The organism is Amorphus sp. MBR-141, assembly GCF_053628695.1.
In genome coordinates, this window is the sequence record NZ_JBRJGW010000008.1 from 49798 (window position 1) to 73744 (window position 23947).

General features: G+C 70.4%; 23 protein-coding genes and 1 tRNA gene. 18 read left to right on the forward strand and 6 right to left on the reverse strand.

Going from position 1 to position 23947, the window contains the following annotated elements; genetic code table 11:
• The first annotated feature begins 93 nt into the window (after nucleotides 1-93).
• Complete coding sequence (locus ACSSVZ_RS12695; RefSeq protein ID WP_453970758.1) at nucleotides 94-1239, forward strand: glycosyltransferase; 1146 nt, start codon at nucleotides 94-96, stop codon at nucleotides 1237-1239.
• A gap of 11 nt (nucleotides 1240-1250) precedes the next feature.
• Nucleotides 1251-2792, forward strand: a complete 1542-nt coding sequence (locus ACSSVZ_RS12700; protein ID WP_453970512.1) for a glycosyltransferase family 39 protein — start codon at nucleotides 1251-1253, stop codon at nucleotides 2790-2792.
• Nucleotides 2793-2907: 115 nt separating this feature from the next.
• Here the strand turns inward: ACSSVZ_RS12700 and ACSSVZ_RS12705 are convergent, their stop codons facing one another.
• Complete coding sequence (locus ACSSVZ_RS12705; RefSeq protein WP_453970514.1) at nucleotides 2908-4125, reverse strand: hypothetical protein; 1218 nt, start codon at nucleotides 4123-4125, stop codon at nucleotides 2908-2910.
• Between the two features lie 307 nt (nucleotides 4126-4432).
• Between ACSSVZ_RS12705 and ACSSVZ_RS12710 the strand changes: the two genes are divergently transcribed.
• A tRNA-Glu gene (locus ACSSVZ_RS12710) sits at nucleotides 4433-4507 on the forward strand.
• Between the two features lie 173 nt (nucleotides 4508-4680).
• On the opposite strand, the gene ACSSVZ_RS12715 is transcribed toward ACSSVZ_RS12710, so the two are convergent.
• Nucleotides 4681-5424, reverse strand: coding sequence for a GntR family transcriptional regulator (locus ACSSVZ_RS12715; RefSeq protein ID WP_453970516.1), 744 nt, complete (start codon nucleotides 5422-5424; stop codon nucleotides 4681-4683).
• Between the two features lie 384 nt (nucleotides 5425-5808).
• Between ACSSVZ_RS12715 and ACSSVZ_RS12720 the strand changes: the two genes are divergently transcribed.
• The 6 genes from ACSSVZ_RS12720 (at nucleotide 5809) to ACSSVZ_RS12745 (ending at nucleotide 11765) form a co-directional block, all read left to right on the forward strand.
• Complete coding sequence (locus ACSSVZ_RS12720) at nucleotides 5809-7044, forward strand: branched-chain amino acid ABC transporter substrate-binding protein (protein ID WP_453970517.1); 1236 nt, start codon at nucleotides 5809-5811, stop codon at nucleotides 7042-7044.
• 192 nt (nucleotides 7045-7236) lie between these two features.
• A complete protein-coding gene (locus tag ACSSVZ_RS12725; protein ID WP_453970519.1) occupies nucleotides 7237-8178 on the forward strand; it encodes a branched-chain amino acid ABC transporter permease in 942 nt (313 codons plus the stop codon).
• A gap of 1 nt (nucleotide 8179) precedes the next feature.
• On the forward strand, nucleotides 8180-9478 hold the full coding sequence (locus ACSSVZ_RS12730; protein ID WP_453970521.1) for a branched-chain amino acid ABC transporter permease: 1299 nt from the start codon (nucleotides 8180-8182) through the stop codon (nucleotides 9476-9478).
• Complete coding sequence (locus tag ACSSVZ_RS12735) at nucleotides 9475-10239, forward strand: ABC transporter ATP-binding protein (protein WP_453970523.1); 765 nt, start codon at nucleotides 9475-9477, stop codon at nucleotides 10237-10239. The genes ACSSVZ_RS12730 and ACSSVZ_RS12735 overlap by 4 nt, the downstream gene beginning before the upstream one ends.
• Complete coding sequence (locus ACSSVZ_RS12740; RefSeq protein ID WP_453970525.1) at nucleotides 10236-10946, forward strand: ABC transporter ATP-binding protein; 711 nt, start codon at nucleotides 10236-10238, stop codon at nucleotides 10944-10946. The genes ACSSVZ_RS12735 and ACSSVZ_RS12740 overlap by 4 nt, the downstream gene beginning before the upstream one ends.
• 33 nt (nucleotides 10947-10979) lie before the next feature.
• Entirely contained in the window at nucleotides 10980-11765 is a 786-nt protein-coding gene (locus tag ACSSVZ_RS12745; RefSeq protein WP_453970526.1) for an SDR family oxidoreductase, read from the forward strand.
• A gap of 39 nt (nucleotides 11766-11804) precedes the next feature.
• Here the strand turns inward: ACSSVZ_RS12745 and ACSSVZ_RS12750 are convergent, their stop codons facing one another.
• Nucleotides 11805-11996, reverse strand: coding sequence for a hypothetical protein (locus ACSSVZ_RS12750; protein ID WP_453970528.1), 192 nt, complete (start codon nucleotides 11994-11996; stop codon nucleotides 11805-11807).
• A 150-nt stretch (nucleotides 11997-12146) separates the two neighbouring features.
• Between ACSSVZ_RS12750 and ACSSVZ_RS12755 the strand changes: the two genes are divergently transcribed.
• Nucleotides 12147-12647 carry a cupin domain-containing protein gene (locus ACSSVZ_RS12755; protein WP_453970530.1) on the forward strand — a complete coding sequence of 167 codons (501 nt, stop codon included), beginning with the start codon at nucleotides 12147-12149 and terminating at the stop codon, nucleotides 12645-12647.
• Nucleotides 12648-12715: 68 nt separating this feature from the next.
• Here the strand turns inward: ACSSVZ_RS12755 and ACSSVZ_RS12760 are convergent, their stop codons facing one another.
• Nucleotides 12716-13624 carry a LysR family transcriptional regulator gene (locus tag ACSSVZ_RS12760; RefSeq protein ID WP_453970532.1) on the reverse strand — a complete coding sequence of 303 codons (909 nt, stop codon included), beginning with the start codon at nucleotides 13622-13624 and terminating at the stop codon, nucleotides 12716-12718.
• 167 nt (nucleotides 13625-13791) lie between these two features.
• On the opposite strand from ACSSVZ_RS12760, the gene ACSSVZ_RS12765 reads away from it, so the two are divergent.
• From ACSSVZ_RS12765 to atzF, 8 genes are read left to right on the forward strand one after another with little or no spacing between them, the layout of a single operon-like run.
• Nucleotides 13792-14916 (forward strand): BMP family ABC transporter substrate-binding protein, encoded by a 1125-nt coding sequence (locus ACSSVZ_RS12765; RefSeq protein WP_453970534.1) that lies wholly within the window; start codon nucleotides 13792-13794, stop codon nucleotides 14914-14916.
• 25 nt (nucleotides 14917-14941) lie between these two features.
• Nucleotides 14942-16051, forward strand: a complete 1110-nt coding sequence (locus tag ACSSVZ_RS12770; protein ID WP_453970536.1) for an ABC transporter permease — start codon at nucleotides 14942-14944, stop codon at nucleotides 16049-16051.
• Nucleotides 16048-16971, forward strand: coding sequence for an ABC transporter permease (locus tag ACSSVZ_RS12775; protein ID WP_453970537.1), 924 nt, complete (start codon nucleotides 16048-16050; stop codon nucleotides 16969-16971). The genes ACSSVZ_RS12770 and ACSSVZ_RS12775 overlap by 4 nt, the downstream gene beginning before the upstream one ends.
• Before the next feature lie 55 nt (nucleotides 16972-17026).
• Nucleotides 17027-17704, forward strand: a complete 678-nt coding sequence (biuH, locus tag ACSSVZ_RS12780; protein WP_453970539.1) for a biuret amidohydrolase — start codon at nucleotides 17027-17029, stop codon at nucleotides 17702-17704.
• A 59-nt stretch (nucleotides 17705-17763) separates the two neighbouring features.
• The gene (locus ACSSVZ_RS12785; RefSeq protein WP_453970760.1) at nucleotides 17764-19239 is read left to right on the forward strand and encodes an ABC transporter ATP-binding protein; all 1476 of its coding nucleotides are present in this window, start codon (nucleotides 17764-17766) and stop codon (nucleotides 19237-19239) included.
• Nucleotides 19239-19904, forward strand: coding sequence for a cysteine hydrolase family protein (locus tag ACSSVZ_RS12790; protein ID WP_453970540.1), 666 nt, complete (start codon nucleotides 19239-19241; stop codon nucleotides 19902-19904). The genes ACSSVZ_RS12785 and ACSSVZ_RS12790 overlap by 1 nt, the downstream gene beginning before the upstream one ends.
• Nucleotides 19897-20229, forward strand: a complete 333-nt coding sequence (locus ACSSVZ_RS12795; RefSeq protein WP_453970541.1) for a cupin domain-containing protein — start codon at nucleotides 19897-19899, stop codon at nucleotides 20227-20229. Before ACSSVZ_RS12790 ends, ACSSVZ_RS12795 begins: the two co-directional genes overlap by 8 nt.
• Nucleotides 20226-22067: an allophanate hydrolase gene (gene atzF, locus ACSSVZ_RS12800; RefSeq protein ID WP_453970543.1), complete on the forward strand. Its 1842-nt coding sequence runs from the start codon at nucleotides 20226-20228 to the stop codon at nucleotides 22065-22067. Before ACSSVZ_RS12795 ends, atzF begins: the two co-directional genes overlap by 4 nt.
• 80 nt (nucleotides 22068-22147) lie before the next feature.
• Here the strand turns inward: atzF and ACSSVZ_RS12805 are convergent, their stop codons facing one another.
• Together ACSSVZ_RS12805 and ACSSVZ_RS12810 are read right to left on the reverse strand one after the other, a co-directional pair.
• Nucleotides 22148-22894, reverse strand: coding sequence for an enoyl-CoA hydratase-related protein (locus ACSSVZ_RS12805; protein ID WP_453970545.1), 747 nt, complete (start codon nucleotides 22892-22894; stop codon nucleotides 22148-22150).
• Between the two features lie 22 nt (nucleotides 22895-22916).
• Nucleotides 22917-23906 carry an NAD(P)H-dependent flavin oxidoreductase gene (locus ACSSVZ_RS12810; RefSeq protein ID WP_453970546.1) on the reverse strand — a complete coding sequence of 330 codons (990 nt, stop codon included), beginning with the start codon at nucleotides 23904-23906 and terminating at the stop codon, nucleotides 22917-22919.
• Nucleotides 23907-23947 lie beyond the last annotated feature (41 nt).

The following is a 23947-nucleotide window of genomic DNA, read 5'->3' on the forward strand; positions in this document are numbered from 1 at the left end:
CATTGCATTCGGCCTTGCGCGGGCTATGGTCCGGCCGGCCGGGCGCCAGCGAGCACCCGGCGGTCACATGTTCCTGACGGCGTACCGCGCGTGATGCAGCCTCTCGATTCCGCCCCGCAACCGGCCGGCACCCCGGTTTACGGCCCGCACAGCGCGCCGGAGATCACCGTCGTGCTGCCGACCTACAACGAACGGGACAACATTCCGGTCGCGATCGAGCGCGTCGGCACGGCGCTTGCCGGGCGCAACTGGGAGATCATCGTCGTCGACGATGATTCGCCCGACGGCACGGCCGACGTGGTGCACGCGCTCGCCGAACGGGACGGCCGCGTGCGCTGCATCCGCCGGGTGGGCCGGCGCGGCCTCTCCGGCGCCTGCGTGGAGGGGATGATCGCTGCCGCGTCGCCGATCGTCGCGGTGATGGATTCCGACCTGCAGCACGACGAGACGATCCTGCCCGCGATGCTCGCCGCCATCGAGAGCGGCGACGCCGAGATCGCCGTCGGCAGCCGCTACGTCGACGGCGGCGCCTCGACCGAAGGGTTGTCCGCGGTGCGCCAGGCCGGCAGCCGGCTTGCCAACGGGCTCGCCCGGGTGCTGCTCGGCGTGCGGCTCAACGATCCGATGAGCGGCTTCTTCATGCTGAAGCGCGAGATGGTCGAGCGCCTGGAGCCGAAGCTGGCGCGCCAGGGCTTCAAGATCCTGCTCGACATCGTCGCCTCGGCGCCGCGCTCCACCCGCGTCGTCGAGATCCCCTTTTCCTTCCGCGAGCGCGTCGCGGGCGAGAGCAAGCTCGATGAGCTGGTGACCATCGAGTTCCTGGCGCTGATCCTGTCGAAGCTGCTGTTCAACGCCGTGTCGGTGCGCTTCATCCTGTTCATGGGCGTCGGCGCCACCGGCGTCGTGGTGCATCTGGCGACGCTGCGGGCAGGCATCGCCGTGCCGGGCATGGCGTTCGGGGTGGCCCAGACGATCGCCACCGTGGTGGCCATGACCTGGAACTTCTTCCTGAACAACTGGCTGACCTATCGCGACCGGCGCCTGCACGGGCTGGCGATGCTGCGCGGCCTGGTCTCCTTCTATCTGGTCTGTTCGCTGGGGGTGGTGGCCAACGTGGGGGTCGCCAGCGCGGTACACGGGTCCGATCACGTCTGGTGGGTGGCCGGCATCGCCGGTGCGGTGGTGGGCTCGGTGTGGAACTACGCCGCCAGCGCCGCGCTCACCTGGCGCGTGCGCTGAGGCGGTCGCCCGTGCGCCCGGCCCCCGCCACCTCGGTCTCCGCGCCGCGCCGCCCGCTGGTCGACCTCGCGTCGCCGGCGACGATCGTCACGATCATGCTGGCACTGACGGCAATTCGGCTGGTGGCGGCCGCCACCATCGAACTGACCGAAGACGAGGCCTACTACCGGCTCTGGGCGATGGCGCCGGCCTGGAGCTACTACGACCACCCGCCGATGGTGGCGTGGTGGATCGCCGCCGGCCAGGCGATCTTCGGCGACACGACGCTCGGCATCCGCTTCTTCACCGTGATCGCCGTCTCGCTCGGGTCGCTGGCGATCTGGCGCACGGCGATCCTGCTCTACGACGAGCGCCGCACCGCCGGCCGGGCGGTGATCTGGTTCAACGCCACGCTGCTGGTCGGCATCGGCGCGATGATCGCCACCCCGGACGTGCCCTCGGCCTTCTTCTGGGGCCTCGCGCTCTGGGCGCTGGTGGAGCTGGACCGGTCGTCGGACGGGCGCTGGTGGCTTGCCGTCGGCCTCTTCGCGGGCTTCGGGCTGCTGTCGAAATATTCCGGGCTTTTTCTCGGCGGTGGCATCGCGCTCTGGCTGGTGCTGATTCCCGGCGCCCGGAAGTGGTTCGCCAGCCCCTGGTTGTGGGTGGGAGGCGCGCTGGCGCTGGCGCTGGCGGCGCCGGTGGTCTGGTGGAACGCCCAGCACGACTGGGTGTCCTTCGCCAAGCAGTTCGGCCGGGTGGCCGGCGATCACGTCGAGATCCGCTTCATTCCGGAGTTCCTGCTTGCGGAAGTGGGGCTGATCGGGCCGCTGATGATCCCGTTCCTGGTGCTGGGCATCCGGAACATCCTGAGATACGGGCGGCGCGACGGCGATCCGGGCCATTGGCTGCTGCTGCTCTCCAGCCTGCCGTTTCTGGCGTATCTTCTGCTTCACGGTCTGCACGACCGGGTCCAGGGCAACTGGCCGGCGCCGCTCTATCCGGCGATCGCGCTTATCTCCGCCGAGGCGGCGAACCTGATGTGGATTCCGATCGCCCACCGCAAGCCGTGGGAGCGGCTGCGGCCTTGGGTGGCGGCGGTCGGCATCGGCCTGGCGCTCCTGGCGATCGTCCACTCGGGGTTCTCGGCGGGCTTCGTCACCACCAAGGATCCGACCAAGCAGCTGCGCGGCTGGGGCACGTTTGCGACCGAGGTCGACAACATCCGGGAGGCGCAGGGGGCGGCCTGGATCGGTGCGGTGCACTACACCGTCACCGGCGAACTCTCCTTCCACCTGCCGCAGGTGCCGGTGTTCGGCATCGTCGAACCGCTGCGCTACGCCAACCTGCCGGCGCCGGACCTTTCGCTGTTCGAGAAGCCCGGGCTGGTGCTGGACGAACACCGCCGGCTCGGCACCGACATTCTGGGCGCGCGCTTCGAGCACTTCGAGCAGATCGGAACGCTGACGCGATCGGCGAACGGGGTGCCGATCGCCCGCTACGACATCTGGCGCGTCAGCGGCGCCAAGGGCGATCCGACCCGGCGCAGCGACCTCTTCGACACGGCAGCGGATTAACGCCTTCCCGACCAGACAAACGGATCTCGTCGGTAAAAAATGGCTGCAGCATCAACGTCTTGGGCATTCCTCGCCGCCCGGAGCGGCAGGCCGGATGCCTGGACCGGGTGCTGCCCTATTTGCCTTCCTCGCAGATCATCTCGACGCCGGCGGTGCTCGTGCACGCGGCGATCGCCTCGTTGCGCTCTGCGGCCGCCTCGAGCCGGGCCGACAGCGCGGCCGCGTCGACCGGCAGGGCGAATTGCTCGTCCACGGCAAACGACCCGACCGCCTGGCGGACCTGCTCACGGTCGCTTCCGGAGGCCGACTGAGGCAGGTAGCGCAACTGCTTCAGGCGGCTGACGACACCGGGGTCGGACAGCGCGGCGCTCATGTCGGTGTCGGTGTCGTCCCGCTGGGGCGGCGCATCCGTGGGCCTGGGCTGGGCGGCGCCATCGAGGTCGGCGCCGCCGGGATAGATGACGCGCGAGACCTTGTCCGCCTCGGTGATCTGCCGGGCCGGCGGGGTGTCGACGGGGGTCGTCGACGTTCCGCCGATGACCTCGTTCTGCGCCTGTGCGCCGGCCAGCGGCTCCGTGCCGCTCTCGGTTCCGGCGGTCTGGGCGGGCGGGCCGTCGCCGGGCTGGCCGGCGGTGGCGTCGGGGAGCGGCGCGGACTCGATCTCGCCCTGGCCGGCACCGGCCCCGGCGTTCTGCCCGAAGGTGTCGGGGATCGGAACCCCTTCCTGGGTGCCGTCGGCGAGCTCTCCATCCGGCGTCAGCGACTGCGGCGTGCCGTTGGCGATATCGGGCGACAGCGGCGGCAGCAGGCCGCGGTTGCGGAGCTCCTCTTCGGACATCTCCGGCACGTTCTCCAGGCCGGGCTGGCCGTAGATCGGCGCCTCGGGCACGGTCGATTCCCGCGCGATGATCGTTTCCGGCTGCACCATCACCCACATGCCGCCGGAGTTGCGGCAGCGGAAGCCCTCCAGCACGACGCGCTCGGCCTGGTCGGCACGGGTGTAGGTGACCTCGTAGCCGCGGCAGGGATTGGCGCAGTTGATGCACAGCGCATTGGAGCGGCGGGAGACGGGTTCGAAGGGGCGCACGCTGATGCCGGCGCCCGAGGGCGCGCGGAAGTACTGGGGCACGTTCGGCTGCGCGACCGGCAGGATCGACTGCAGCTGCTGGTCGATCGCGCCGAGATCGCGCGGCGGAATCGGGCCTTCCTGGGCGAGGGCCGGGTCGGCGATCAGCCCGGTACCCAGCGCGACCAGGGCGAGCGGGCGCACGGCCCGCGGTGCCGTGTGCCGCAGCAGGGTCCGAAGTCGCGCGAAGTGGGACAGCAATGCCATCGGCTCGTCCTTCTCGTGGTCGGTGCCCGGCGTGCCCGCCGGCAGCGGGGGCGGTGCCGGACGTCGGCGCGCGGGCCGGGCCGCAACCGGATGCGGTTAGCCCGCCCGTCCCATCCATTCAAGCCGACTTCGGCGGTATGGTGGCAGCGGCGTGCGATTTTTGCGCACGGCCGGCGGGGCCGGACCGGTCGAACGGGCGACGCGCCGAATTTGGATGCGCCCACCCGTGGATTGCGTGCTTTCGCCCCTTGCCGACGCGCGCCGTGCTCCTTATAACCCCGCCAGCGTTTGCGAAAGCGAGCGTCGTGCGCCCTTCGTCTATCGGTTAGGACGCCAGATTTTCATTCTGGAAAGAGGGGTTCGACTCCCCTAGGGCGTACCATTCCCGCATCTGCGCTTTTTTGCGCTATTTTGCGCATTCAGGCCTTTTTGCGCTGCGCACGGGCCTGCGTACGCGCAGTGCGCACGGGCCTGCGCACACCCCCCAAGCGACCATCCCGACGCGTGCGAACTCCCCCCGCCGGAGATGACCGGAAGCGTGACCGCTTCCGCGCGCTAGCGCCGCTGCTTCGGCCGGGCTGTCATCGACCCGTCGGCGTGCGCGGCGATCAGGGCGCGGCGGATCGAAACGTGGGCGGCGCGGATGTCCAGGTTCACCGCCCGCCGTGCCGCGGCCCGGTCCTTCCGGGCGATCGCCTCGATGATCTCCTCATGCACCGAGCAGCCGATGTCGAACAGCCGTTCGAACAGCCCTGCGCTGTTGCGGGAGGCGGCCAGGATCGGGCCGGTGCGAAGCCAGAGGCTGGCGATGATGTCGACGAGCTGCGGCGATCCTGCGGCGCGGTAGATCTCGAAGTGGAAGGCCTGGTTGGCGGCAAGCGCGGCCTCGAAGTCGGCCGAGCCGAGGGCCCGGCGCATCGCCTCGTTGTGCGCCGCCAGGGCGTCGATCATCTGCGGCGTCTTCGCCACGGTCGCCCGGTCGGCCGCGTAGCCCTCGAGCTGCATCCGGATCCGGATGTACTCCTCGTGCTCGGCCGCCACGTAGGGGGCGACGCGCAGCAGGCGGTCGGTGGACTGCTCGAACGCCTTTTCGGAAACGAGCCGCCGCACCGCTTCCCGCACCGGCATGGCACTGGTGCCGAGCGCCTGGGCCAGGTTGCGGATCGACACCTGTTCGCCGGGCAGGAACTGGCCCTTCAGAAGGGCGAGGCGAAGGCTCTGATAGACCCGCTCCTGCACGGTCGAGACGTCGACCGGATCGAGGGAGAATGTGGCGGGCCGGGGCTCTAGCGTGGTCAACTCTGGATCTGCCTCGATGCAGGGGAATCGGTCCGTCCGCCAGGGACGTGGCCGACTTTCATACCCCGTCCTGACGGTGAGATGCGAGTGGGCAGCGTTTCCCGGGCCGATTTCCCGGGTCCGCCGCCTTGGCGGCGGCCGCCAGTCCGGGCCCGTTCGGGCGGGTCGGGCTCCACGCATTGGCGGCGGTGGGGAGACACTGAATTAGGCTCTCCTAATGTGTGATCACAGATCAAGCATCTATCATCTGACATCTTTACATGATGCGCGTTTCGCGTAGTCTTGTCTCGATGCAAGAGGCGCAAACGCCCTTGCGAGGAGTGCGCGGCCGTCCTGGCAGGCGGCGGGCGCTCGAAAAAGAACTGTTCCTGGGAGGGAAACACCATGCGACATGAAGCCATCGCCGTGGCTCTGGCCTCGGCCTGCGTACTCGGCGCGACGCCGCTCAAGGCCGAGCCCCTGAAGATCGGCATCATCGAGAGCCTGTCCGGCTCGCAGACCTCCACGGGCCGGATGTTCTCGGCCGGCGTGCAGTACAGCATCGACCAGCTGAATGCGGCGGGCGGCTTCAACGGCGAACCCGTCGAGGTGATCGAATACGACAACGCCGGCGGCCCGACCGAGGCGGCCGACAAGTTCCGCCAGGCCGTGGCCGACGGCGTCGACATCGTGTTCCAGGGCGCCTCTTCCGCCATCGCCGGCCAGATCACCGAGGACGTGCGCAAGCACAACCTGCGCAATCCCGGCAAGGAGATCATGTTCATCAACCTCGGCGCCGAGGCGATGGAGCTGACCGGCGGGAAGTGCCACTTTTACCACTTCCGCTACACCACCAGCGCCCCGATGCGCGTCAACGCGCTGGTCAGCGCGATGAAGGAAGCCGGCGATCTCGGCACGCGCGTCTACGCGATCAACCAGAACTACTCCTGGGGCCAGGACATGCAGGCGGCGACCGAGGCGGCGGCCGAGGCCGGCGGCTACACGGTCGTCGAGACGACGCTGCACGACGTCAACAAGATCCAGGATTTCGCGCCCTACGTGGCCAAGATCAAGGCGGCCGCCCCCGACACCGTCGTCACCGGCAACTGGTCGAACGACCTGCTGCTGCTGATGAAGGCGACCGGCGATTCCGGCCTCAAGGTCCGCTTCGCCACCGCCTTCCTCGATCAGCCGGGCAACATCGCCAACGCCGGCGAAACGGCGCTCGGCCACTACATCGCCAACAGCTACGACAACTCCGCCGCCACCGACGACAGCTTCGCCGAGGCATACAAGGCGGCGATGGGCCACTATCCGACCTTCGTCGAGCCCCAGGCCGCGTTCGCCGCGGGCGCGCTCGCCCAGGCGCTGGACGGGCTGGACTTCAAGGGCGGCGACATCGACGTGACGGCGATCGCCACGGCGCTGGAAGGCACCACCTACGAAACCCCCGTCGGGCCGATCTCGGTGCGCAAGGAAGATCACCAGACGATCCGTCCGGTGGTCGTCTCCAAGGTGGTGAAGAACCCGAAATATCCGGCCGACGATACCGACATGGGCTTCGAAGCCGTGTCGGTGGTGCCGGGCGACCAGGCGATCTATCCGGTGCAGGACACCTGCGAGATGAAGCGGCCCGACTGAGGCAAATCCGGAGCCTGGCGTCCGGCCCGGCAGGTGCCTGCGGGCGGCTGACGGCTCCGGATGCCAGGGACAGCCGGCGGTCGGACCAGACCGGTCCGGCCGGTTGCCCCTTCCGGATCCGCCCGGCCGCGCGCCACCGCCCGCGGCCGGACCATCCCGCCGAAGATCGACCCGAACGGTCCCGAGCCCCTCATGGAATTCGTCCTCGTCTCGACCCTCAACGGCGTCATCTACGGCCTGCTCCTGTTCATGGTGTCGGCCGGGCTGACGCTCATCTTCGGCATGATGGGCGTGCTGAACTTCGCCCACGCGTCGTTCTACATGCTCGGCGCCTACGTCGCCTACGCGGTCTCGTCGGTGTTCGGCTTCTGGGCGGGGCTGCTGGCGGCGCCGATCGTCGTGGCGGTGTTCGGCTTCGCGGTGGAACGCTTCCTGCTGCGCCGGGTCCACGCCTTCGGCCACGCCCACGAGCTGCTTCTCACCTTCGGGCTGGCGCTCATCATCGAGGAGCTGATCAAGCTCTTCTTCGGCGACTTCCCGGTCAACTACCAGATGCCGGACCAGCTGCGCTTCGCGGCGTTCAGCATCTTCGGCACCGACTATCCGTTCTACCGGATCTTCATCGGCGCCGTGGCGGTCGTCATGTTCGTGGTGCTGTGGCTGCTGTTGTCGCGCACCCGGATCGGCATCGTCGTGCGCGCCGCCGAGCGGCTGCCGTCGATGGCCGAGGCGCTCGGCCACAACATCCCGATGGTGTTCATGGGGGTCTTCGGCGTCGGCGCGGCGCTCGCCGGACTGGCCGGCGCAGTCGCCGGTGCCTTCTACCCGACCAACCCCAACATGGCGCTGGAGCTCGGCGTCATCGTCTTCGTGGTGGTGGTGGTCGGCGGGCTGGGCTCGCTCAAGGGCTCGCTGGTCGCGTCGCTGATGATCGGGCTGTTCTCGTCCTTCGCCGTCGGCATCGACTGGTCGCTGGCGAGCCTGTTCGCCATCGTCGGGCTCGGCGAGTGGGCGCGCTCGGTCGGTGGGCTGATGACGATGACGGTTTCCTCGGTGTCGGGCACGATCCCGTTCGTGCTGATGCTGGTCGTCCTGCTGGTGCGCCCGGCCGGGCTGATGGGCGAGCGCAGCTGAGATGGCCCGCATGAGATCCCTCGTCCTGATCGCCGTGGCGCTGGCGCTGCTGATCGCGCTGCCGCCGTTTCTCGGCCTCGGCTGGCAGAACGCGCTGATCAACATCCTGATCGCCAGCCTGTTCGCGCTCGCCTTCAACCTGCTGGCCGGGCAGGCGGGGCTGCTGTCGTTCGGCCACGCGGCCTATTTCGGGGTGGGTGCCTTCGCCGTCCTGCACCTGATGCGGGCGGTCGAGGACGGCTTCGGCTTCCCGACCCCGCTGCTGCCGCTCGCCGGCGCCGCCGTCGGCCTCCTCGTCGGCCTCTGCGCGGGCTTCTTCGCCACCATGCGCTCCGGCGTCTACTTCGCGCTGGTGACGCTGGCGATCGCCGAGCTGCTGCATTCGCTGGCCCCCCACTGGCAGGGCGTCTTCGGCGGCGAAGCGGGGCTGTCGTCGATGCGGATGCCCTGGCAGGGGATCATCTTCGGGTCGCTTCTGGAGGTCTACTACCTGACGCTCGGATGGGTGGCGCTGTCGATCCTGCTGCTGTGGGCCTACACGCGCACCCCGTTCGGCCGGCTGACGCTGGCGCTGCGCGACAACGAGGAGCGCGTGCGCTTCCTCGGCTACAGCGCGCACGCCTCCAAGGTGATCGTGTTCGCCATCTCGGCGATGTTCTCCGGCGTCGCCGGCGGCCTGCAGGCGATCTCGAACGAGGCCGCCAACTACGCGCTGTTCGGCTCCGGTGTGTCGGCGCAGGTGGTGCTCTACACCTTCGTCGGCGGCTCGACGATCTTCTTCGGGCCGATGGTCGGCGCCGTGACGTTCACGCTGTTCGCCTACCTGGTGTCGGACCTGACGCGCTCCTGGCTGTTCTACCAGGGCCTCGTCTTCGTGCTCGTCATGCTCTACGCGCCGACCGGCATCGGCGGTGTGGTCCAGGCGCATCTGGCCCGCCGCCACGAGCTGGACTGGTCGCGGCTGGCGGGACCCTATGCGATCGGAGCGGCCGGCGGCGTGCTGGTCGCCGCCGGAGCGGTGTTCCTCACCGAGACGCTGGCGATCCTGTTCGGCGACGGCTACGCGGTGCTGCGCCGGGACGCCGGCGGGGGCTATCCGCCCTACGCCGCGTTCGGCGCCGACTGGAGCCCGACGAGCCCGATCACCTGGCTGCTTCCGGCGGCCCTTCTCGTCGGCGGACTGGTTCTCATCCTCAAGGTGCGCGCGCCGATCGCGGCGGCGTGGGAAAGCGTGCAGGCGGCCCGATCCGAGCCCGAGCCCGGACCCGACCGGCCGGCCGCAGACGGGAGGGGGGCATGACCGCAACCGAGCTTCCCGCGCTCGAACTCGCCGGCGTGGTCAAGTCGTTCGGGGCGATCGAGGTCATCCAGGGCGTCGACCTCGCCGTGCGCTCCGGAGAGCGCCACGCCGTCATCGGCCCCAACGGCGCCGGCAAATCGACGCTCTTCAACCTGATCTCCGGCCAGTTCCCGCCGACGGCGGGCGAGATCCGCCTGAACGGCCGGTCGATCGCCGGCCTGCCGCCGGAGCGGATCAACCGCGCCGGCCTCTCCCGCTCGTTCCAGATCACCAAGCTGTTCCACCGCCTGAGCGTCTTCGAGAATCTCCGGATCGGCGTGCTGTCGCGCCACGGCGTGCGCTTCGGCCTGTTCCAGCCGGTCTCGCGCATGCGGGCGATCAACGAGGAGACCGCCGAGGTCCTGGCGCTCGTCGGGCTCGCCGCGCGGGGCGAGCATCTGGCCGGCGACCTGACCTACTCCGAGCAGCGCGCGCTGGAGATCGGCATGACGCTCACCACCGGCGCCGACGTGATCCTGCTCGACGAGCCGACCGCCGGCATGTCGCGGGAGGAGACGGCGGAAGCGGTCGAACTGATCCGCCACGTCACCAAGGGCAAGACGCTCCTGATGGTCGAGCACGACATGAGCGTCGTGTTCAGCCTGTGCGACCGCGTCTCCGTGCTCGTCTACGGCTCGATCCTCGCCACCGGCACGCCGGAGGAGGTGAGCGCCAATCGCGAGGTCCAGACGGCCTATCTCGGCGACGAGGCGGCATCATGAGCCTGCTCCAGGTCAGCGGGCTGCATGCCCACTACGGCAAGAGCCACATTCTCCACGGGGTCGATCTCGACATCGCCGACGGGGCGATCGTCTCGCTGCTCGGACGCAACGGGTCCGGCCGCTCGACGACGCTGAAGGCGATCATGGGGCTGGTGCCGCCGACCGCCGGTGCCGTCTGCCTCTCCGGCGCCGATCTCGCCGGCCATCGGCCCTACGACATCTGCCGCCGCGGCATCGGCTACGTGCCCGAGGAGCGGCTGGTCTTCTCCAACCTGACGGTGGAGGAGAACCTGCTGATGGGCGTGCAGAAGGCGCCGGCCAGCGCGCACAGCTGGTCGGTCGACGCCATGTACGACTACTTCCCTCGGCTCAAGGAACGCGCCGCGATCCGCGCGGGCTACCTGTCCGGCGGCGAACAGCAGATGCTGACGATCTGCCGGTCGCTGCTGGGCAATCCTCGCATCCTGCTGATCGACGAACCGACCGAGGGCCTCGCCCCGCGCATCGTCGAGGTGGTGATGGAGGTGATCCTCGACATCGGCCGCCGCGGCGTTGCGGTGATGCTCGTCGAGCAGAAGCTGACCATCGCGCTCAAGGTGGCGGCGGAAGTGATGGTGATGGGCCATGGCCGGATCGTCTTCCGCGGCCCCCCCGACGCGCTCGCCGAGCGCTCCGACGTTCGCCGCCAATGGCTGGAGGTCGCGTGACGCGGCCGGCCGCCCCAGGGAGACTGGAAACCCATGAGCCTGATTGAACGGATGCGGCCCCGGCCGGGCCTGCGCGTCGTCGTCACCGCCGGCGCGTCCGGCATCGGCGCGGCGATCGCGGCGGCCTTCCTGGAGGCCGAGGCGAAGGTGCTGGTCTGCGACGTCGACGCGGCGGCGCTCGACGCCTTCGGCAAGGCGCATCCGGCGGTGATGACGACCGAAACCGACGTCGCCGACGAAGCGGCGGTCGCCAGCCTGATCGCGGGCGCGGAGGAGCGCCTCGGCGGGCTCGACGTGCTCGTCAACAACGCCGGCATCGCCGGGCCGACCGACCTCATCGACGATCTCGAGATCGCGGACATCCGCCGCACGCTGGACATCAACCTGGTGAGCCAGTTCCTGACGGTGCGCCTGGCGGCGCCGATGCTGCGGGAGAGCCGGGGATCGATCGTCAACCTGTCGTCGGTCGCCGGCCGACTCGGCCTGGCGCTGCGCACGCCGTATGCGGCGTCGAAATGGGGAATCGTCGGCCTGACCGACAGCCTTGCCAAGGAGCTCGGCCCCGATGGCGTGCGGGTGAACGCGCTGCTGCCCGGCTTCGTGCGCGGCCCGCGGATCGAGGGGGTGATTCGCGCCCGGGCCGGTGCTTCCGGCCTGTCCTACGAGGCGATGGAGGCCGACTACCTGAAGGCGGTGTCGCTGCGCCGGATGGTCGAGCCGGAAGACGTGGCGGCGATGGCGCTGTTCCTGTGCTCGCCGGCCGGCGCCAACATCTCCGGCCAGGCGATCAGCATCTGCGGCAACGTCGAGCACATCTGAACGGCGCTGCGGAGCGGTTGCCTCGACCCGGACCGTCCGTCACGGCGAGGCCGCCAGGCCGGGCGCGTGCCGGCTTTCCGCGGGCGCCGCGGAGCGGTCGCGGCCGAGGAAGCGCGCCAGGCGCGCCATCAGCAGATCGATGCGGTCGTGGCTGCGGGCGTTCGGCTTCTCCGGCCGGTTGAGCCGGAGACGCCGTGTGGATCCGTGATCTTCCGTCTCGACGCGTGCCATCGGGGTCTCCCGTCGGTTGCCCCGAGTGCAGGCTGCCGATGGCGGGGTTGTCGACTGATATCGGCTGGCCCAGGATCGAGGATTCCTCCCTCGATCCGGGGGGCCGAAAGGCGCACGGCCGGTCCTCTGCAACCCGAACGGTGATCCGCCATGACAACCTCCCCCGTCGTCACGCTCGCCCGGCTCGCGCTGCAGCCGCAGGTCCACGGCGACAGCTTCGAGGCGCATGTCGCGCCGATCGCGGCCCCGGCCGGCGCGCGCCGCCTCGGCTCCCGGCTGGTCGAGGTGCCGGCGGGCAAGCGCGCGTGGCCGTTTCACTGCCACCACGCCAACGACGAAATGTTCGTGATCCTCGGCGGCGCCGGCACGCTGCGGTTCGGGACCGACACCTACGAGGTGGCGGCCGGCGACGTCGTCGTCTGCCCGGCGGGCGGGCCGGAGACGGCGCACCAACTGACCGCCTCCGCCGACGGCCCGCTGCGCTACGTGGCGGTCAGCACCATGTGCGAGCCGGACGTGATGGAGTATCCGGACTCCGGCAAGGTGACGGTCTTTGCCGGCGCGGCGCCCGGCGGCGACAAGGCGGCACGGCGGATGGCGCTGACCGTGCGGGCCGGCGACGCCGTCGATTACTGGGACGGCGAGGGCTAGGCCAGGCCGATCGGGGTAGCGCTCCTCGGGCTGCCGTCAGGGCTGAGCCCGCCGGACGGACCGGGCCTCTACGAAATCTCGAACTGGGCGGCCATCGACGAGGCGAGCTGGTCGGCGAAGCGCGCCGCGGCGACCGGCAGCGTGCGTCCCTTCAGCTGACCCATGTAGAGCACGCCGGCGGGCACGTCGCGCCGGTCGACCGGGCGCGAGGTCATGTCGCCGTCCATCATCGAGCCGGCGAGGCCGATCGGGATCTGGAAGCTGAGGATGTTCTCGGCGATCGCGTGGCTGCGCAGGAATTCGAAGCTGTCGGACAGCACGACGGGCTCGAGGCGCAGCGATGCGCCGTGGACCGCGATGTCGAGCAGGTGGCGCACGCCGTAGCGCGACGTCGGCAGCGAGATCGGGTGGGCCAGACAGTCGCTGAGCCGGACGGTCTCCTTCGCCGCCAGCGGATGGCTGTGCGACATCACCGCGTGCACCGGCTGCAGCACCCGGATGAGGGTCATGAAGTCGGCGAGCCGGACCGGCTCGAACACGATGGCGATGTCGGCGGTGTAGTCGAGGAGCGCCTGCTCGGCCGCCTCGCGATCGCGCAGGTGGACGCCGAAGGTCACCTTCGGATGCTCCTTGCGGTAGTGCGCGATCTCGGCGGGCAGGAAATACGGCAGCAGCGCCTGGCTGCAGGCGATCGACACATGACCGCGCCGCACGCCCGACAGGTCGGCGATCTGCGACTTCACCCGCTCCATGTCGGACAGCTGGTGGCGGATGTGGTGGATCAGCACCTCGCCCGCCGCCGAAAGCCGCACGCCGTGAGGCAGCCGCTCGAAGATCGGCACCCCCAGCTCCTGCTCGACCGCGAGGATGCGCCGGTTGAGCGCGGTCGAGGTGATCGCCAGCGAATCGGCCGCGCCGCGGATGGAACCGGCCTTGGCGACGGCGTCGATGTAGCGGGCGGAGGTGAGGTAACGCATCCGGCCCCTCCCGGGTGGTGCATATTTTGCATCGGGCTGCGGAAAACTTAGCACAAGACAGAAGCACCACCATCCGGATTACTGACGCAGGGCCATGACGGGCGGGGATCCGCGGGGCCGGCCGGAGCCGGCCGAAGGCCTCCGCACCCAGAGGGAGATCACGCGAGATGACCAGCACACGGACGCCGAACCGCCGCGACTTCCTGCGCAACTCGGCCGCACTCGCCGGGCTGGCCGCCGGCGCCGGCGCCTTTCCGCTCGCCGCCGCCCGGGCGGCGGGGCTCACCGTCGGCTTCATCTATGTCGGACCGAAGGACGACTACGGCTACAACCAGTCCCATGCCCAGGGCGCGGCCGCGGTGAAGGACATGCCCGGCGTCACCGTGGTCGAAGAGGAACAGGTGCCGGAGACGGTCGACGTCCAGAAGACCATGGAGAGCATGATCAACTTCGACGGCGCGTCGCTGCTGTTCCCGACCTCGTTCGGCTATTTCGACCCCCACATCCTGGCGCTTGCCGGCAAGAACCCGGACGTGCGCTTCGAGCACTGCGGCGGCCTGTGGACCGAAGGCATGCCGAGCAACGTCGGCTCCTATTTCGGCTACATCGGCATGGGCCAGTACCTGAACGGCATCGTCGCCGGGCACATGACCAGGTCGAAGAAGATCGGCTTCGTCGCCGCCAAGCCGATCCCGCAGGTGCTGCTCAACATCAACTCCTTCCTGCTCGGCGCCCGCACCGTCGATCCGACGATCACCTGCCAGGTGATCTTCACCGGCGAGTGGTCGCTGGCGGTGAAGGAGGCCGAGGCGACCAACGCGCTCGCCGACCAGGGCGTCGACGTCGTCACCTGCCACGTCGACGGGCCGAAGGTGGTGATGGAGACGGGGGCCGCGCGCGGCATGTATCTGTGCGGCTACCACGTCGACCAGAGCGCGCTGGCGCCCGACAAGTACCTCACCGGCGCCGAGTGGAACTGGGGCAAGGTCTACACCGAGATGGTGCAGGCCCGGCTGTCCGGCGGCACCATCCCGAACTTCGTCCGCGGCGGCCTGGCCGAAGGCTTCATCAAGATGAGCCCGCTCGGCCCCGCCGTGACCGATGCCGCGCGCCAGCAGTTCGAAACCACCAAGGCCGATATCCTGCTGGGCGACTACGCGGTCATCCGCGGGCCGCTGAAGGACAACCAGGGCAACGTGATCGCCACCGACGGCCAGTCCTTCGTGGAGAGCGCCGTCGAGCTGGAAAGCATGGGCTACCTGGTCGAAGGCGTCCTCGGCTCGACCTCCTGACGGTCGCCGGAGGGGGAGGCGAGCCATGAGCGTCGAGGCGCAGTCCGCAATCGCAGCCGTCCCGGCGGCGCGCTTCCTTACCGAGGCCTGGGCCCGCCGGATCGAGGCCGTCGTGCTGCCGCTGGCGGCGCTGCTTGCCGGCCTCGCCGCCTTCGCGGTCTTCCTCGTGCTGATCGGCAGCTCGCCGGTCACCTTCTACGGCCTCGTCTACAAGGCGGGCTTCGGGACGGCGTTCTCGTGGACCAACACGCTGTCCCGGGCGGCGCCGCTGCTGCTTGCGGCGCTATGCGTGGCGCTTCCCGCGCGGCTCGGCCTGGTGGTCATCGGCGGCGAGGGGGCGATCGTGCTCGGGGGCGTCGCGGCCGGCGCGGTGGGCATGCTGGCGCCGTCGCTGCCCGGGCCGTTCGGCATCGCCGCAATGGCCCTGGCCGCGGTGCTGGTCGGCGGCATCTGGATCGGTGCGGTGGGGGCGCTCCGCCACTATCGCGGCGTCAACGAGACGATCGCGAGCCTGCTGCTCGCCTACATCGCCATCGCCCTTATGAACCATCTGGTGGAAGGGCCGCTGCGCGATCCGGCGAGCCTCAACAAGCCGTCGACGGCGCCGCTTCCCGAGGTGTTCCGGATCGGCGAGATCGCCGGCATCGGCGTGCACTGGGGCCTGGCCGTCGGCATCGTCGCCTGCATCGCGAGCTGGATCCTCGTCGAACGGACCACCTGGGGCTTCGCCGCCCGCATCGTCGGCGGCAACGTCCGCGCCGCCCAGATCCAGGGCCTGCCGGCCGGGCTTCTGGTGGTCGGCTTCACGGCGCTGGGCGGCGCCTTCGCCGGGCTCGCCGGCATGTTCGAGGTCGCTGCCGTACACGGTTCGGCGAACGCCTCGCTCGCCGCCGGCTACGGCTACACCGGCATCCTGATCGCCTTCCTCGCCCGCCACAACGGGCTCGCCATCATTCCCGCCGCGATCCTGTTCGCCGGCTTCGAGGCGTCGAGCGGGCTGATCCAGCGCCGGATGGACCTGCCCGACGCCACCATCCTGGTGCTGGAGGGCATGGTGTTCATCGCGATCCTGGTCTCCGAGACGATGCAGGACCGGCTGGACCTGCGCGCGCTTGTCCAATGGAGGCGGTCATGACCGACGGGATCGGCATATGGGGCGTACCGCTGGCGATCATCGGCGGCGCGATCCGGGTCTCCACGCCGTTCATCTTCGTCAGCGTCGGCGAATGCCTGACGGAGCGCTCGGGCCGCATCAATCTGGGTCTGGAAGGCACCCTGGTGTTCGGGGCGATGAGCGGCTACGCGGTCGCCTATGCCACGGGATCGCCGTGGATCGGCACGTTCGCCGCCGCGTTCGCCGGTCTGCTGTTCGGGCTGTTCCACGGCTGGGTCTGCAAGCTGCGGAAGGTCAACGACATCGCCGTCGGCATCGCCCTGATGATCCTCGGAACCGGGCTCGCCTTCTTCTTCGGCAAGCCGTTCGTGCAGCCGGTGGCGCCGGACCTGCCGTCGATCTCGTTCGGCTGGTGGTCGGACGTGCCGCAGATCCGGGCCGTGCTCAACGTCAACGTCCTGTTCCTGGTCGGCATCGCGCTCGCCGTCGCGGCGGCGTGGATGCTGCGCGCAACGCGGGTCGGGCTCATCATCCGCGTCGCCGGCGACAGCGCCGACGCGGCCCGGGCCCTCGGCATCAACGTCAACCGCGTACGGCTGTGGGCGACGGCGGCCGGCGGCGCGCTCGCCGGCATCGGCGGCGCCTACCTGTCGCTCTACTACCCGGGCAGCTGGAACGAGGGGATCTCGTCCGGCCAGGGCCTGATGGCGGTCGCCCTCGTCATCTTCGCGCGCTGGAGCCCGATCAACTGCCTGTTCGCCTCGCTGCTGTTCGGGGGCGCCGGTGCGCTCGGCCCGGCGCTGCAGTCGGTCGGCGTCAGCGAGGGCTACTACCTCTTCTACGCCGCTCCGTACGTGCTCACCCTCGGGCTGCTGATCGCCACCAGCTCGCCGCGGCGGGCGATGACGGCCGCGCCGGGCGAGCTCTCCATCACGAAATAGGACGCTGCCGGCGCCCCGGCGCAGAGCCACCCCAGACACAGGACCGATCGCTCCCATGACCACCGTGCAGGCAGATCCCTACCTCTGGCCCTACAACGGCGATCTCCGGCCGGAAAACACGACGCTCGTCATCATCGACATGCAGACCGACTTCTGCGGCGAGGGCGGCTACGTCGACAAGATGGGCTACGACCTGAGCCTGACGCGGGCGCCGATCGAGCCGATCAGGGCGGTTCTCTCGGTCATGCGCGCGAAGGGCTACCACGTCATCCACACCCGCGAGGGCCACCGGCCGGATCTCTCCGACCTGCCCGCCAACAAGCGCTGGCGCTCGCGGCAGATCGGCGCCGGGATCGGCGATCCCGGGCCGTGCGGGCGCATCCTGGTACGCGGCGAACCGGGCTGGCAGATCATCGATGAGCTGGCGCCGCTTCCCGGCGAGCCGATCATCGACAAGCCGGGCAAGGGCAGCTTCTGCGCCACCGACCTGGAGCTCTTGCTGCGCACGCGCGGCATCGAGAACATCGTGCTGACGGGCATCACCACCGACGTCTGCGTGCACACCACCATGCGCGAGGCGAACGACCGCGGCTTCGAGTGCCTGCTGCTGGAGGACTGCTGCGGCGCCACCGACCCGGCCAACCACGCCGCGGCGATCCGGATGGTCAAGATGCAGGGCGGCGTGTTCGGGTCCGTGTCCGACAGCGCCGCCTTCGTGGAGGCGGTGTCGTGACGCTGGGCCCCAACACGGCGACGACCCCGGCCGGGGCGATTTCCGTCGAGACCGTGGGCATGACCATGCGCTTCGGCGCGTTCACGGCGCTGAACGACGTGTCGATCGCCATTCCGGCCGGCAGCTTCCACGTGCTGCTGGGCGAGAACGGCGCCGGCAAGTCGACGCTGGTCAAGTGCATGATGGGCTTTTACCGGGCCACCTCCGGCCAGATGATGGTGGAGGGCCGCGAGGCCGACGTGCCCGACACCCGCGCCGCCCACGATCTCGGCCTCGGCATGGTCTACCAGCACTTCACGCTGGTGCCGTCGCTGACGGCGGCGGAGAACCTGGTGATCAGCCGGGCCGACGTGCCGATGCGGATCGACTGGGCCAGGGAGCGCGCCGACCTGGCGGCGTTCATGGAGCGGATGCCGTTCTCCGTGCCGCTCGACATGCCGGTGGGGTGGCTGGCGGCGGGCGAGAAGCAGAAGCTGGAGCTTTTGAAGCAGCTCTATCTCGGGCGCCGGTTCCTGATCCTCGACGAGCCGACCTCGGTGCTGACGCCGGCGGAGGCCGACGAACTGCTCGGCATGGTGCGCGGGCTGACCAGCGCCGGCGAGCTTACCTGCCTGATGATCTCCCACAAGTTCCGCGAGGTGATCGCCTTCGCCGACGCGGTCTCGGTGCTGAGGCGCGGCGAGCACGTCGGCGGCGGCAGGGTCTGCGACCTGACGACGGAGGCGATGGCGGCGCTGATGATCGGCGACAAGGAACTGGTCCGTCCCGCCGCCCGGGTGGCGACCGAAGGCCCGACGGTCCTGTCGGTCGAAGGCGTCCGCGCGCGGGACCGGACGGGCCTCAAGACGATCGATATCGACGGGATCGCGGTGCGCTCCGGCGAGATCGTCGGCGTGGCGGGGATCTCCGGCAACGGGCAGATGGAGCTGATGGAGATGCTCTCCGGGCAGCGCCCGCTGGAGCGCGGCGAGATCCGCGTCGAGGGCACGCCCTTCCACGCGACCCGGGGCGAGGCGCGGGCCCACAAGGTGCGCTACCTGCCCGAGGAGCCGCTGAAGAATGCCTGCGTGCCGCGCATGAGCGTCGCCGAGAACATCTTTTTCCGCGATTTCGACGACCAGCGCGGCAAGCGGCCGATCTGGCTGAACGGGCGGCGGATGATCGAGGAGGCGGCGCGGCTCGTCGGCGAATTCAAGGTGAAGACGTCCTCGCTCGCCGCCCCGATCGCATCGCTCTCCGGCGGCAACGTGCAGCGGGCGGTGCTGGCGCGCGAGCTCAACGGCGCGGTCGACCTGCTGCTGATCGCCAACCCGTGCTTCGGCCTCGATTTTTCCGCGGTGGCGGAGATCCGCGCGCGGATCATGGCCGCCCGCAACGCCGGCGCCGCCATCCTGCTGATCAGTGAGGACCTCGACGAGATCCTCGAGCTGTCCGACCGCATCCTGGTGATGTCAGAGGGTCGCATCGCCTACACGACGAGCGCCGCGGCCGCCGACATCGGCGAGATCGGCCGGCACATGGCGGGGCATCCCTGATGGCGAGGATCGACGCCCGCCCGTTTCCCTTCGAGCTGGAGCCCGGCGCCGCCGCGCTGGTGGTGATCGACATGCAGCGCGACTTCATCGAGCCCGGCGGTTTCGGCGAGACGCTCGGCAACGAGGTGGCGCTCCTGCAGGCGATCGTGCCGGCGACGGCGCGGCTGATCGCCGGCTTCCGGGCGGCCGGCCTGCCGGTCATCCACACCCGCGAGTGCCACCGGCCGGACCTCTCCGATTGCCCGCCGGCGAAGCGGGACCGGGGCGACCCGACGCTGCGGATCGGCGACGCCGGACCGATGGGTCGGATCCTGATCGCGGGCGAGCCGGGCGCCGACATCATTCCCGAACTGGCGCCCGTCGCCGACGAGATCGTCCTCGACAAGCCCGGCAAGGGCGCGTTCTACGCCACGCCGCTCGACGCGATCCTGCGGGAAAGGGGGATCCGCCAGCTGGTGTTCGCCGGCGTCACCACGGAGGTCTGCGTGCAGACGACGATGCGCGAGGCGAACGACCGCGGCTATGAATGCCTGCTCGCCACCGACGCCACGGAAAGCTACTTCCCCGCCTTCAAGGCGGCGGCGATCGAGATGATCACCGCCCAGGGCGCGATCGTCGGCTGGGCGGCAAGCGTCGACCGGATCGTGGAGGCGCTCGATGGCTAGCGCCTGGACCTGCGACGACTTCCTCGGCGGCGGCTGGCGCCGCTGCGCGTTCGAACCGTTCCGCGACGGCGTGGAGATCTGCAGGCTGGTCGCCGGCGAACCCGAGCTCGCGCTGCTGCGCTATGCGCCGGGGGCCCGCGTTCCCCGCCACCTACATCAGGGACTGGAGACCATTCTCGTGCTGGAAGGCTCCCAGAGCGACGAATTCGGCCGCTACGGCGAAGGCGCGCTGGTCGCCAACGCGGCCGGCAGCATCCATTCGGTGGCGTCGGAGGAGGGATGCGTCGTGCTGATCCAGTGGACGCGACCGGTGGCCATCCTATGAGCGGGCCGCACGTGCCCGGCGGGGCGCTCCGGGACGCCCCGTTCACCCTCGCGGGCCTGCGGGCGCTCTATGCCGCAGGCGTCCGGCCCGAGGTGGTGATCGACGAGGTCTGGCGCCGCATCGAGGCGGCCGGCGATCCCGGCATCTTCCTGCATGTGGCCGACATCGACGCGGTGCGGGCGCAAGCGCGGGCACTGGGGGCGCCGGATCCGGCGCGGCCGCTGTGGGGCGTTCCGTTCGCCGTCAAGGACAACATCGACGTGGCCGGCATGCCGACCACCTGCGCCTGCCCGGCCTTCGCCTACCTGGCGGAGAGCGATGCGCAGGCGGTGGCGCAGCTTCGGGCGGCCGGCGCCATCCCGATCGGCAAGACCAATCTCGACCAGTTCGCGACCGGGCTGGTCGGCGTCCGAACGCCCCATCCCGCGCCGAAGAACGCCGTCGATCCGGCCATCGTGCCGGGCGGGTCCAGCAGCGGCTCGGCGGTTGCGGTGGCGCGCGGCATCGTGCCGTTCGCGCTCGGCACCGACACGGCCGGATCCGGGCGGGTGCCGGCCGGCCTCAACAACATCGTCGGCCTGAAGCCCAGCCTCGGCGCGGTCTCGGCGACGGGCCTGGTGCCGATCTGCCGGACCCTCGACACCATCTCGGTGTTCGCCCTCACCGTCGAGGATGCCTTCGCCGTCTACGAACAGGTGGCCGGCTACGACGCGGCCGACGCCTATGCACGGCCACTGTCCAAGCCGGTCCGGGAGGCTTTCTCTCCCGGCCTGTGCGTGGGCGTTCCGGATGCCGCCTCGCGCCGCTTCTTCGGCGACGGCGCCCAGGCCGCGTCGTTCGAGGCGTCGATCGCGGCGCTGGAGGCCCTCGGCTGCCGGGTCTTGCCGCTCGACTTCGCGCCGTTCTTCGACGTCGCCGAGATGCTCTACGACGGCGCCTGGATCGCCGAACGCTATGCGGTGACCGAGGATCTCCTGCGCGACGCGCCCGAGGCGGTGCATCCGGTGACGCGGGCGATCATCTCGAAGGCGGAGGGCCTCTCTGCCGCCGACGCGTTCCGGGGCTTCTACCGGCTCGCCGACCTGAAGCGGGCGGTGGCGCCGGTGCTCGGCTCCGTCGATCTCCTCTGCGTCCCCACCGTCCCGCGCTTCTATTCGGTGGCCGACCTGGTGGCCGACCCGATCGGCCCGAACGCGGCACTCGGCACCTACACCAACTTCGTCAACCTTTTGGAGCTGTGCGGCATCGCCGTGCCGGTGGCGGCCCGCCCCGACGGCCGGCCGGGCAGCGTGACTCTGCTCGGCGAAGCCGGCCGCGACGGCCGGATCGCCGGCGTGGCAGTGGCGCTTCAGGCGGCCGCCGCGGCCCCGCTCGGTGCCACCGGCTGGGCGTACGAAGCCGGGCCCGCGCCAGCAGCGGAGCCCTCCGGCGACGAGATCGCCGTCGCCATGGTGGGCGCCCACATGCGCGGCCTGCCGCTGAACGGCGAGGTCACCCGCCTCGGCGGCCGCTTCCTCCATGAGAGCGCGACGGCGCCCGGCTACCGCTTCTACGCCCTCGCCGGCGGCCCGCCGGAGCGGCCGGGGCTGGTGCGCGCCGACGGCGGCTCGTCGATCGCGCTGGAGGTGTGGGCGATCCCGCGCGCCCGCTTCGGCGACTTCATGGCCGGGATCCCGGCGCCGCTCGGCATCGGCACCGTCGAACTCCGCGACGGGAGCACGGTGAAGGGCTTCGTCTGCGAGACGGCGGGGCTTGCCGGGGCGCGGGAGATCACCGCGTCGGGCGGCTGGCGCCGCCATCTGGAGACGGCGCGCCCGTCCCCCGCCAGGATCGCGTAGAGCGGCCCTTAGCGGCTGCTCGGCCCGTCCGGGCGCGAACCCCCGGAGGTGGTTGCGGGGCGGGCCTTCCGGGGCCCGTCCTATTTCCGGAAGAATGCGGCGAAGGCCTCTTGCGCCGCCGGTTGCCGCCTGAGCGTCTGGAAGGTCTGCGCCTCGATGGCCAGCGCCTCGGCGACCGGGCCGGCGGTGGCGTGGCGGAGCAGGCGCTTGGTGGCGACGACGGGGTCGAGCGGAAGGGCGGCGAGCGCGACCGCCCTCTCGAGCGCGGTGGCGAGGGCCGCGCCGTCATCGGTCACCGCGTTGACGATGCCCGCCTCTTGCGCCCGGGCGGCGGTGAACGGCTCGCCGAACAGCAGCAGCTCGGCGGCGGCCTTGGTGCCGGCGATGCGCGGCAGCAGATAGGTCGATGCGCCCTCCGGGCAGAGGCCGAGATTGACGAACGGCATCCGGAAGCGGGTGTCGCGGCCCGCGAAGGCGAGGTCGCAGTGCAGCAGCATGGTCACGCCGATACCGACGGCGAACCCCTCCACGACGGCGATCACCGGTTTCGGGAAGGTGGAGAGCACGCCGAGGAAGGCGAGCGCCGCGCTCGGGCCGCCGCCGTCGGACAGGTCCTGGAAATCGGCGAGGTCGTTGCCGGCGGTGAACACTCCGCCGGCGCCGGTCAGGACGACCACATGGACGGTGTCGTCGGCGGCCGCGGCCGTCAGCGCTGCCTCTAGTGCCGCATAGGTGGCCTTGTCGAGGGCGTTGCGGCGCTCCGGCCGGCTGATGGTCAGCTGGCGGACGCCCGGATGCGGATCGGTGATGACGAGGCTGTCGGCCATGGCGGCGTCTCCTGTCGCGGGCTCAGTCGCCGAACATCGCGGCGGACGCCGCGACGCGGTCCCGGGCCCAACGGTATTCCTCGGCCAGGCGGTCGACGAGGTGGGCGACCGGCGGCGCGTCGCAGATGGTGCCGACGCCCTGGCCGGAGCCCCAGATGTCGCGCCACGCCTTGGCGCTGCTGGCGCTGAAATCCATGCTGGTCTTGTCGGCCGCCGGGAGGTTGTCCGGATCGAGGCCGGCGGCGACGATGCTCGGTTTCAGATAGTTGCCGTGCACGCCGGTGAAGGTGGGCGAATAGAGGATGTCGGCGGCGGCGGACGCGGCGATCATCTCCTTGTAGCCGGCGGCGGCGTTGGCCTCGGCGGTGGCGATGAAGCGGGTGCCCATGTAGGCGAGATCGGCGCCCATCGCCTGGGCGGTGAGGATGGCGTCGCCGGTGGCGATCGCGCCGGCGAGCGCGATCGGGCCGTCGAAGAAGCGGCGGACCTCGCCGAGCAGCGCGAACGGGCTCAGCGTGCCGGCGTGGCCGCCCGCGCCGGTGCACACGAGGATGAGGCCGTCGACGCCGGCCTCCAGCGCCTTTTCCGCGTGGCGGACGGTGGTCACGTCGTGGAAGACCACGCCGCCGTAGGAATGGGCCTGGCGCACGACTTCGCCGGGCGGGCGCAGCGAGGTGATGATGATCGGCACCTGGTGGGCGACGCAGGTCTCCATGTCCTCGGCGAGCCGGTTATTGGAGGCGTGGACGATCTGGTTCACCGCATGAGGTGCGATGCGGCGCTCGGGATCGGCGGCCTTGGCCGCGGCAAGTGCCGTCTCGATGCGGGTGAGCCAGCCGTCCAGCGTCTCCGGGGCCCTGGCGTTCAGCGCCGGGAAGGCGCCGACGACGCCGGACAGACATTCGGCGATGACGAGATCCGGTCCGGAGACGATGAACATCGGCGCGGCGATGACGGGCAGCCGAAGGGTGTTGCGGAAGGCGGCGGGAAGACGGTCGGCGGCAGCTGTCATGGGCGGCGCTTTCGTTCTCGAGCTTCGGACGGCGGACACGC

Coding starts and splice junctions, on each gene's coding strand:
- ACSSVZ_RS12695 (WP_453970758.1), top strand. CDS start 94: ATGCAGCCTCTCGATTCCGCCCCGCAACCGGCCGGCACCCCGGTTTAC.
- ACSSVZ_RS12705 (WP_453970514.1), bottom strand. CDS start 4,125: ATGGCATTGCTGTCCCACTTCGCGCGACTTCGGACCCTGCTGCGGCAC.
- ACSSVZ_RS12720 (WP_453970517.1), top strand. CDS start 5,809: ATGCGACATGAAGCCATCGCCGTGGCTCTGGCCTCGGCCTGCGTACTC.
- ACSSVZ_RS12725 (WP_453970519.1), top strand. CDS start 7,237: ATGGAATTCGTCCTCGTCTCGACCCTCAACGGCGTCATCTACGGCCTG.
- ACSSVZ_RS12730 (WP_453970521.1), top strand. CDS start 8,180: ATGGCCCGCATGAGATCCCTCGTCCTGATCGCCGTGGCGCTGGCGCTG.
- ACSSVZ_RS12735 (WP_453970523.1), top strand. CDS start 9,475: ATGACCGCAACCGAGCTTCCCGCGCTCGAACTCGCCGGCGTGGTCAAG.
- ACSSVZ_RS12740 (WP_453970525.1), top strand. CDS start 10,236: ATGAGCCTGCTCCAGGTCAGCGGGCTGCATGCCCACTACGGCAAGAGC.
- ACSSVZ_RS12745 (WP_453970526.1), top strand. CDS start 10,980: ATGAGCCTGATTGAACGGATGCGGCCCCGGCCGGGCCTGCGCGTCGTC.
- ACSSVZ_RS12750 (WP_453970528.1), bottom strand. CDS start 11,996: ATGGCACGCGTCGAGACGGAAGATCACGGATCCACACGGCGTCTCCGG.
- ACSSVZ_RS12755 (WP_453970530.1), top strand. CDS start 12,147: ATGACAACCTCCCCCGTCGTCACGCTCGCCCGGCTCGCGCTGCAGCCG.
- ACSSVZ_RS12760 (WP_453970532.1), bottom strand. CDS start 13,624: ATGCGTTACCTCACCTCCGCCCGCTACATCGACGCCGTCGCCAAGGCC.
- ACSSVZ_RS12765 (WP_453970534.1), top strand. CDS start 13,792: ATGACCAGCACACGGACGCCGAACCGCCGCGACTTCCTGCGCAACTCG.
- ACSSVZ_RS12770 (WP_453970536.1), top strand. CDS start 14,942: ATGAGCGTCGAGGCGCAGTCCGCAATCGCAGCCGTCCCGGCGGCGCGC.
- ACSSVZ_RS12775 (WP_453970537.1), top strand. CDS start 16,048: ATGACCGACGGGATCGGCATATGGGGCGTACCGCTGGCGATCATCGGC.
- biuH (WP_453970539.1), top strand. CDS start 17,027: ATGACCACCGTGCAGGCAGATCCCTACCTCTGGCCCTACAACGGCGAT.
- ACSSVZ_RS12785 (WP_453970760.1), top strand. CDS start 17,764: ATGACCATGCGCTTCGGCGCGTTCACGGCGCTGAACGACGTGTCGATC.
- ACSSVZ_RS12790 (WP_453970540.1), top strand. CDS start 19,239: ATGGCGAGGATCGACGCCCGCCCGTTTCCCTTCGAGCTGGAGCCCGGC.
- ACSSVZ_RS12795 (WP_453970541.1), top strand. CDS start 19,897: ATGGCTAGCGCCTGGACCTGCGACGACTTCCTCGGCGGCGGCTGGCGC.
- atzF (WP_453970543.1), top strand. CDS start 20,226: ATGAGCGGGCCGCACGTGCCCGGCGGGGCGCTCCGGGACGCCCCGTTC.
- ACSSVZ_RS12805 (WP_453970545.1), bottom strand. CDS start 22,894: ATGGCCGACAGCCTCGTCATCACCGATCCGCATCCGGGCGTCCGCCAG.
- ACSSVZ_RS12810 (WP_453970546.1), bottom strand. CDS start 23,906: ATGACAGCTGCCGCCGACCGTCTTCCCGCCGCCTTCCGCAACACCCTT.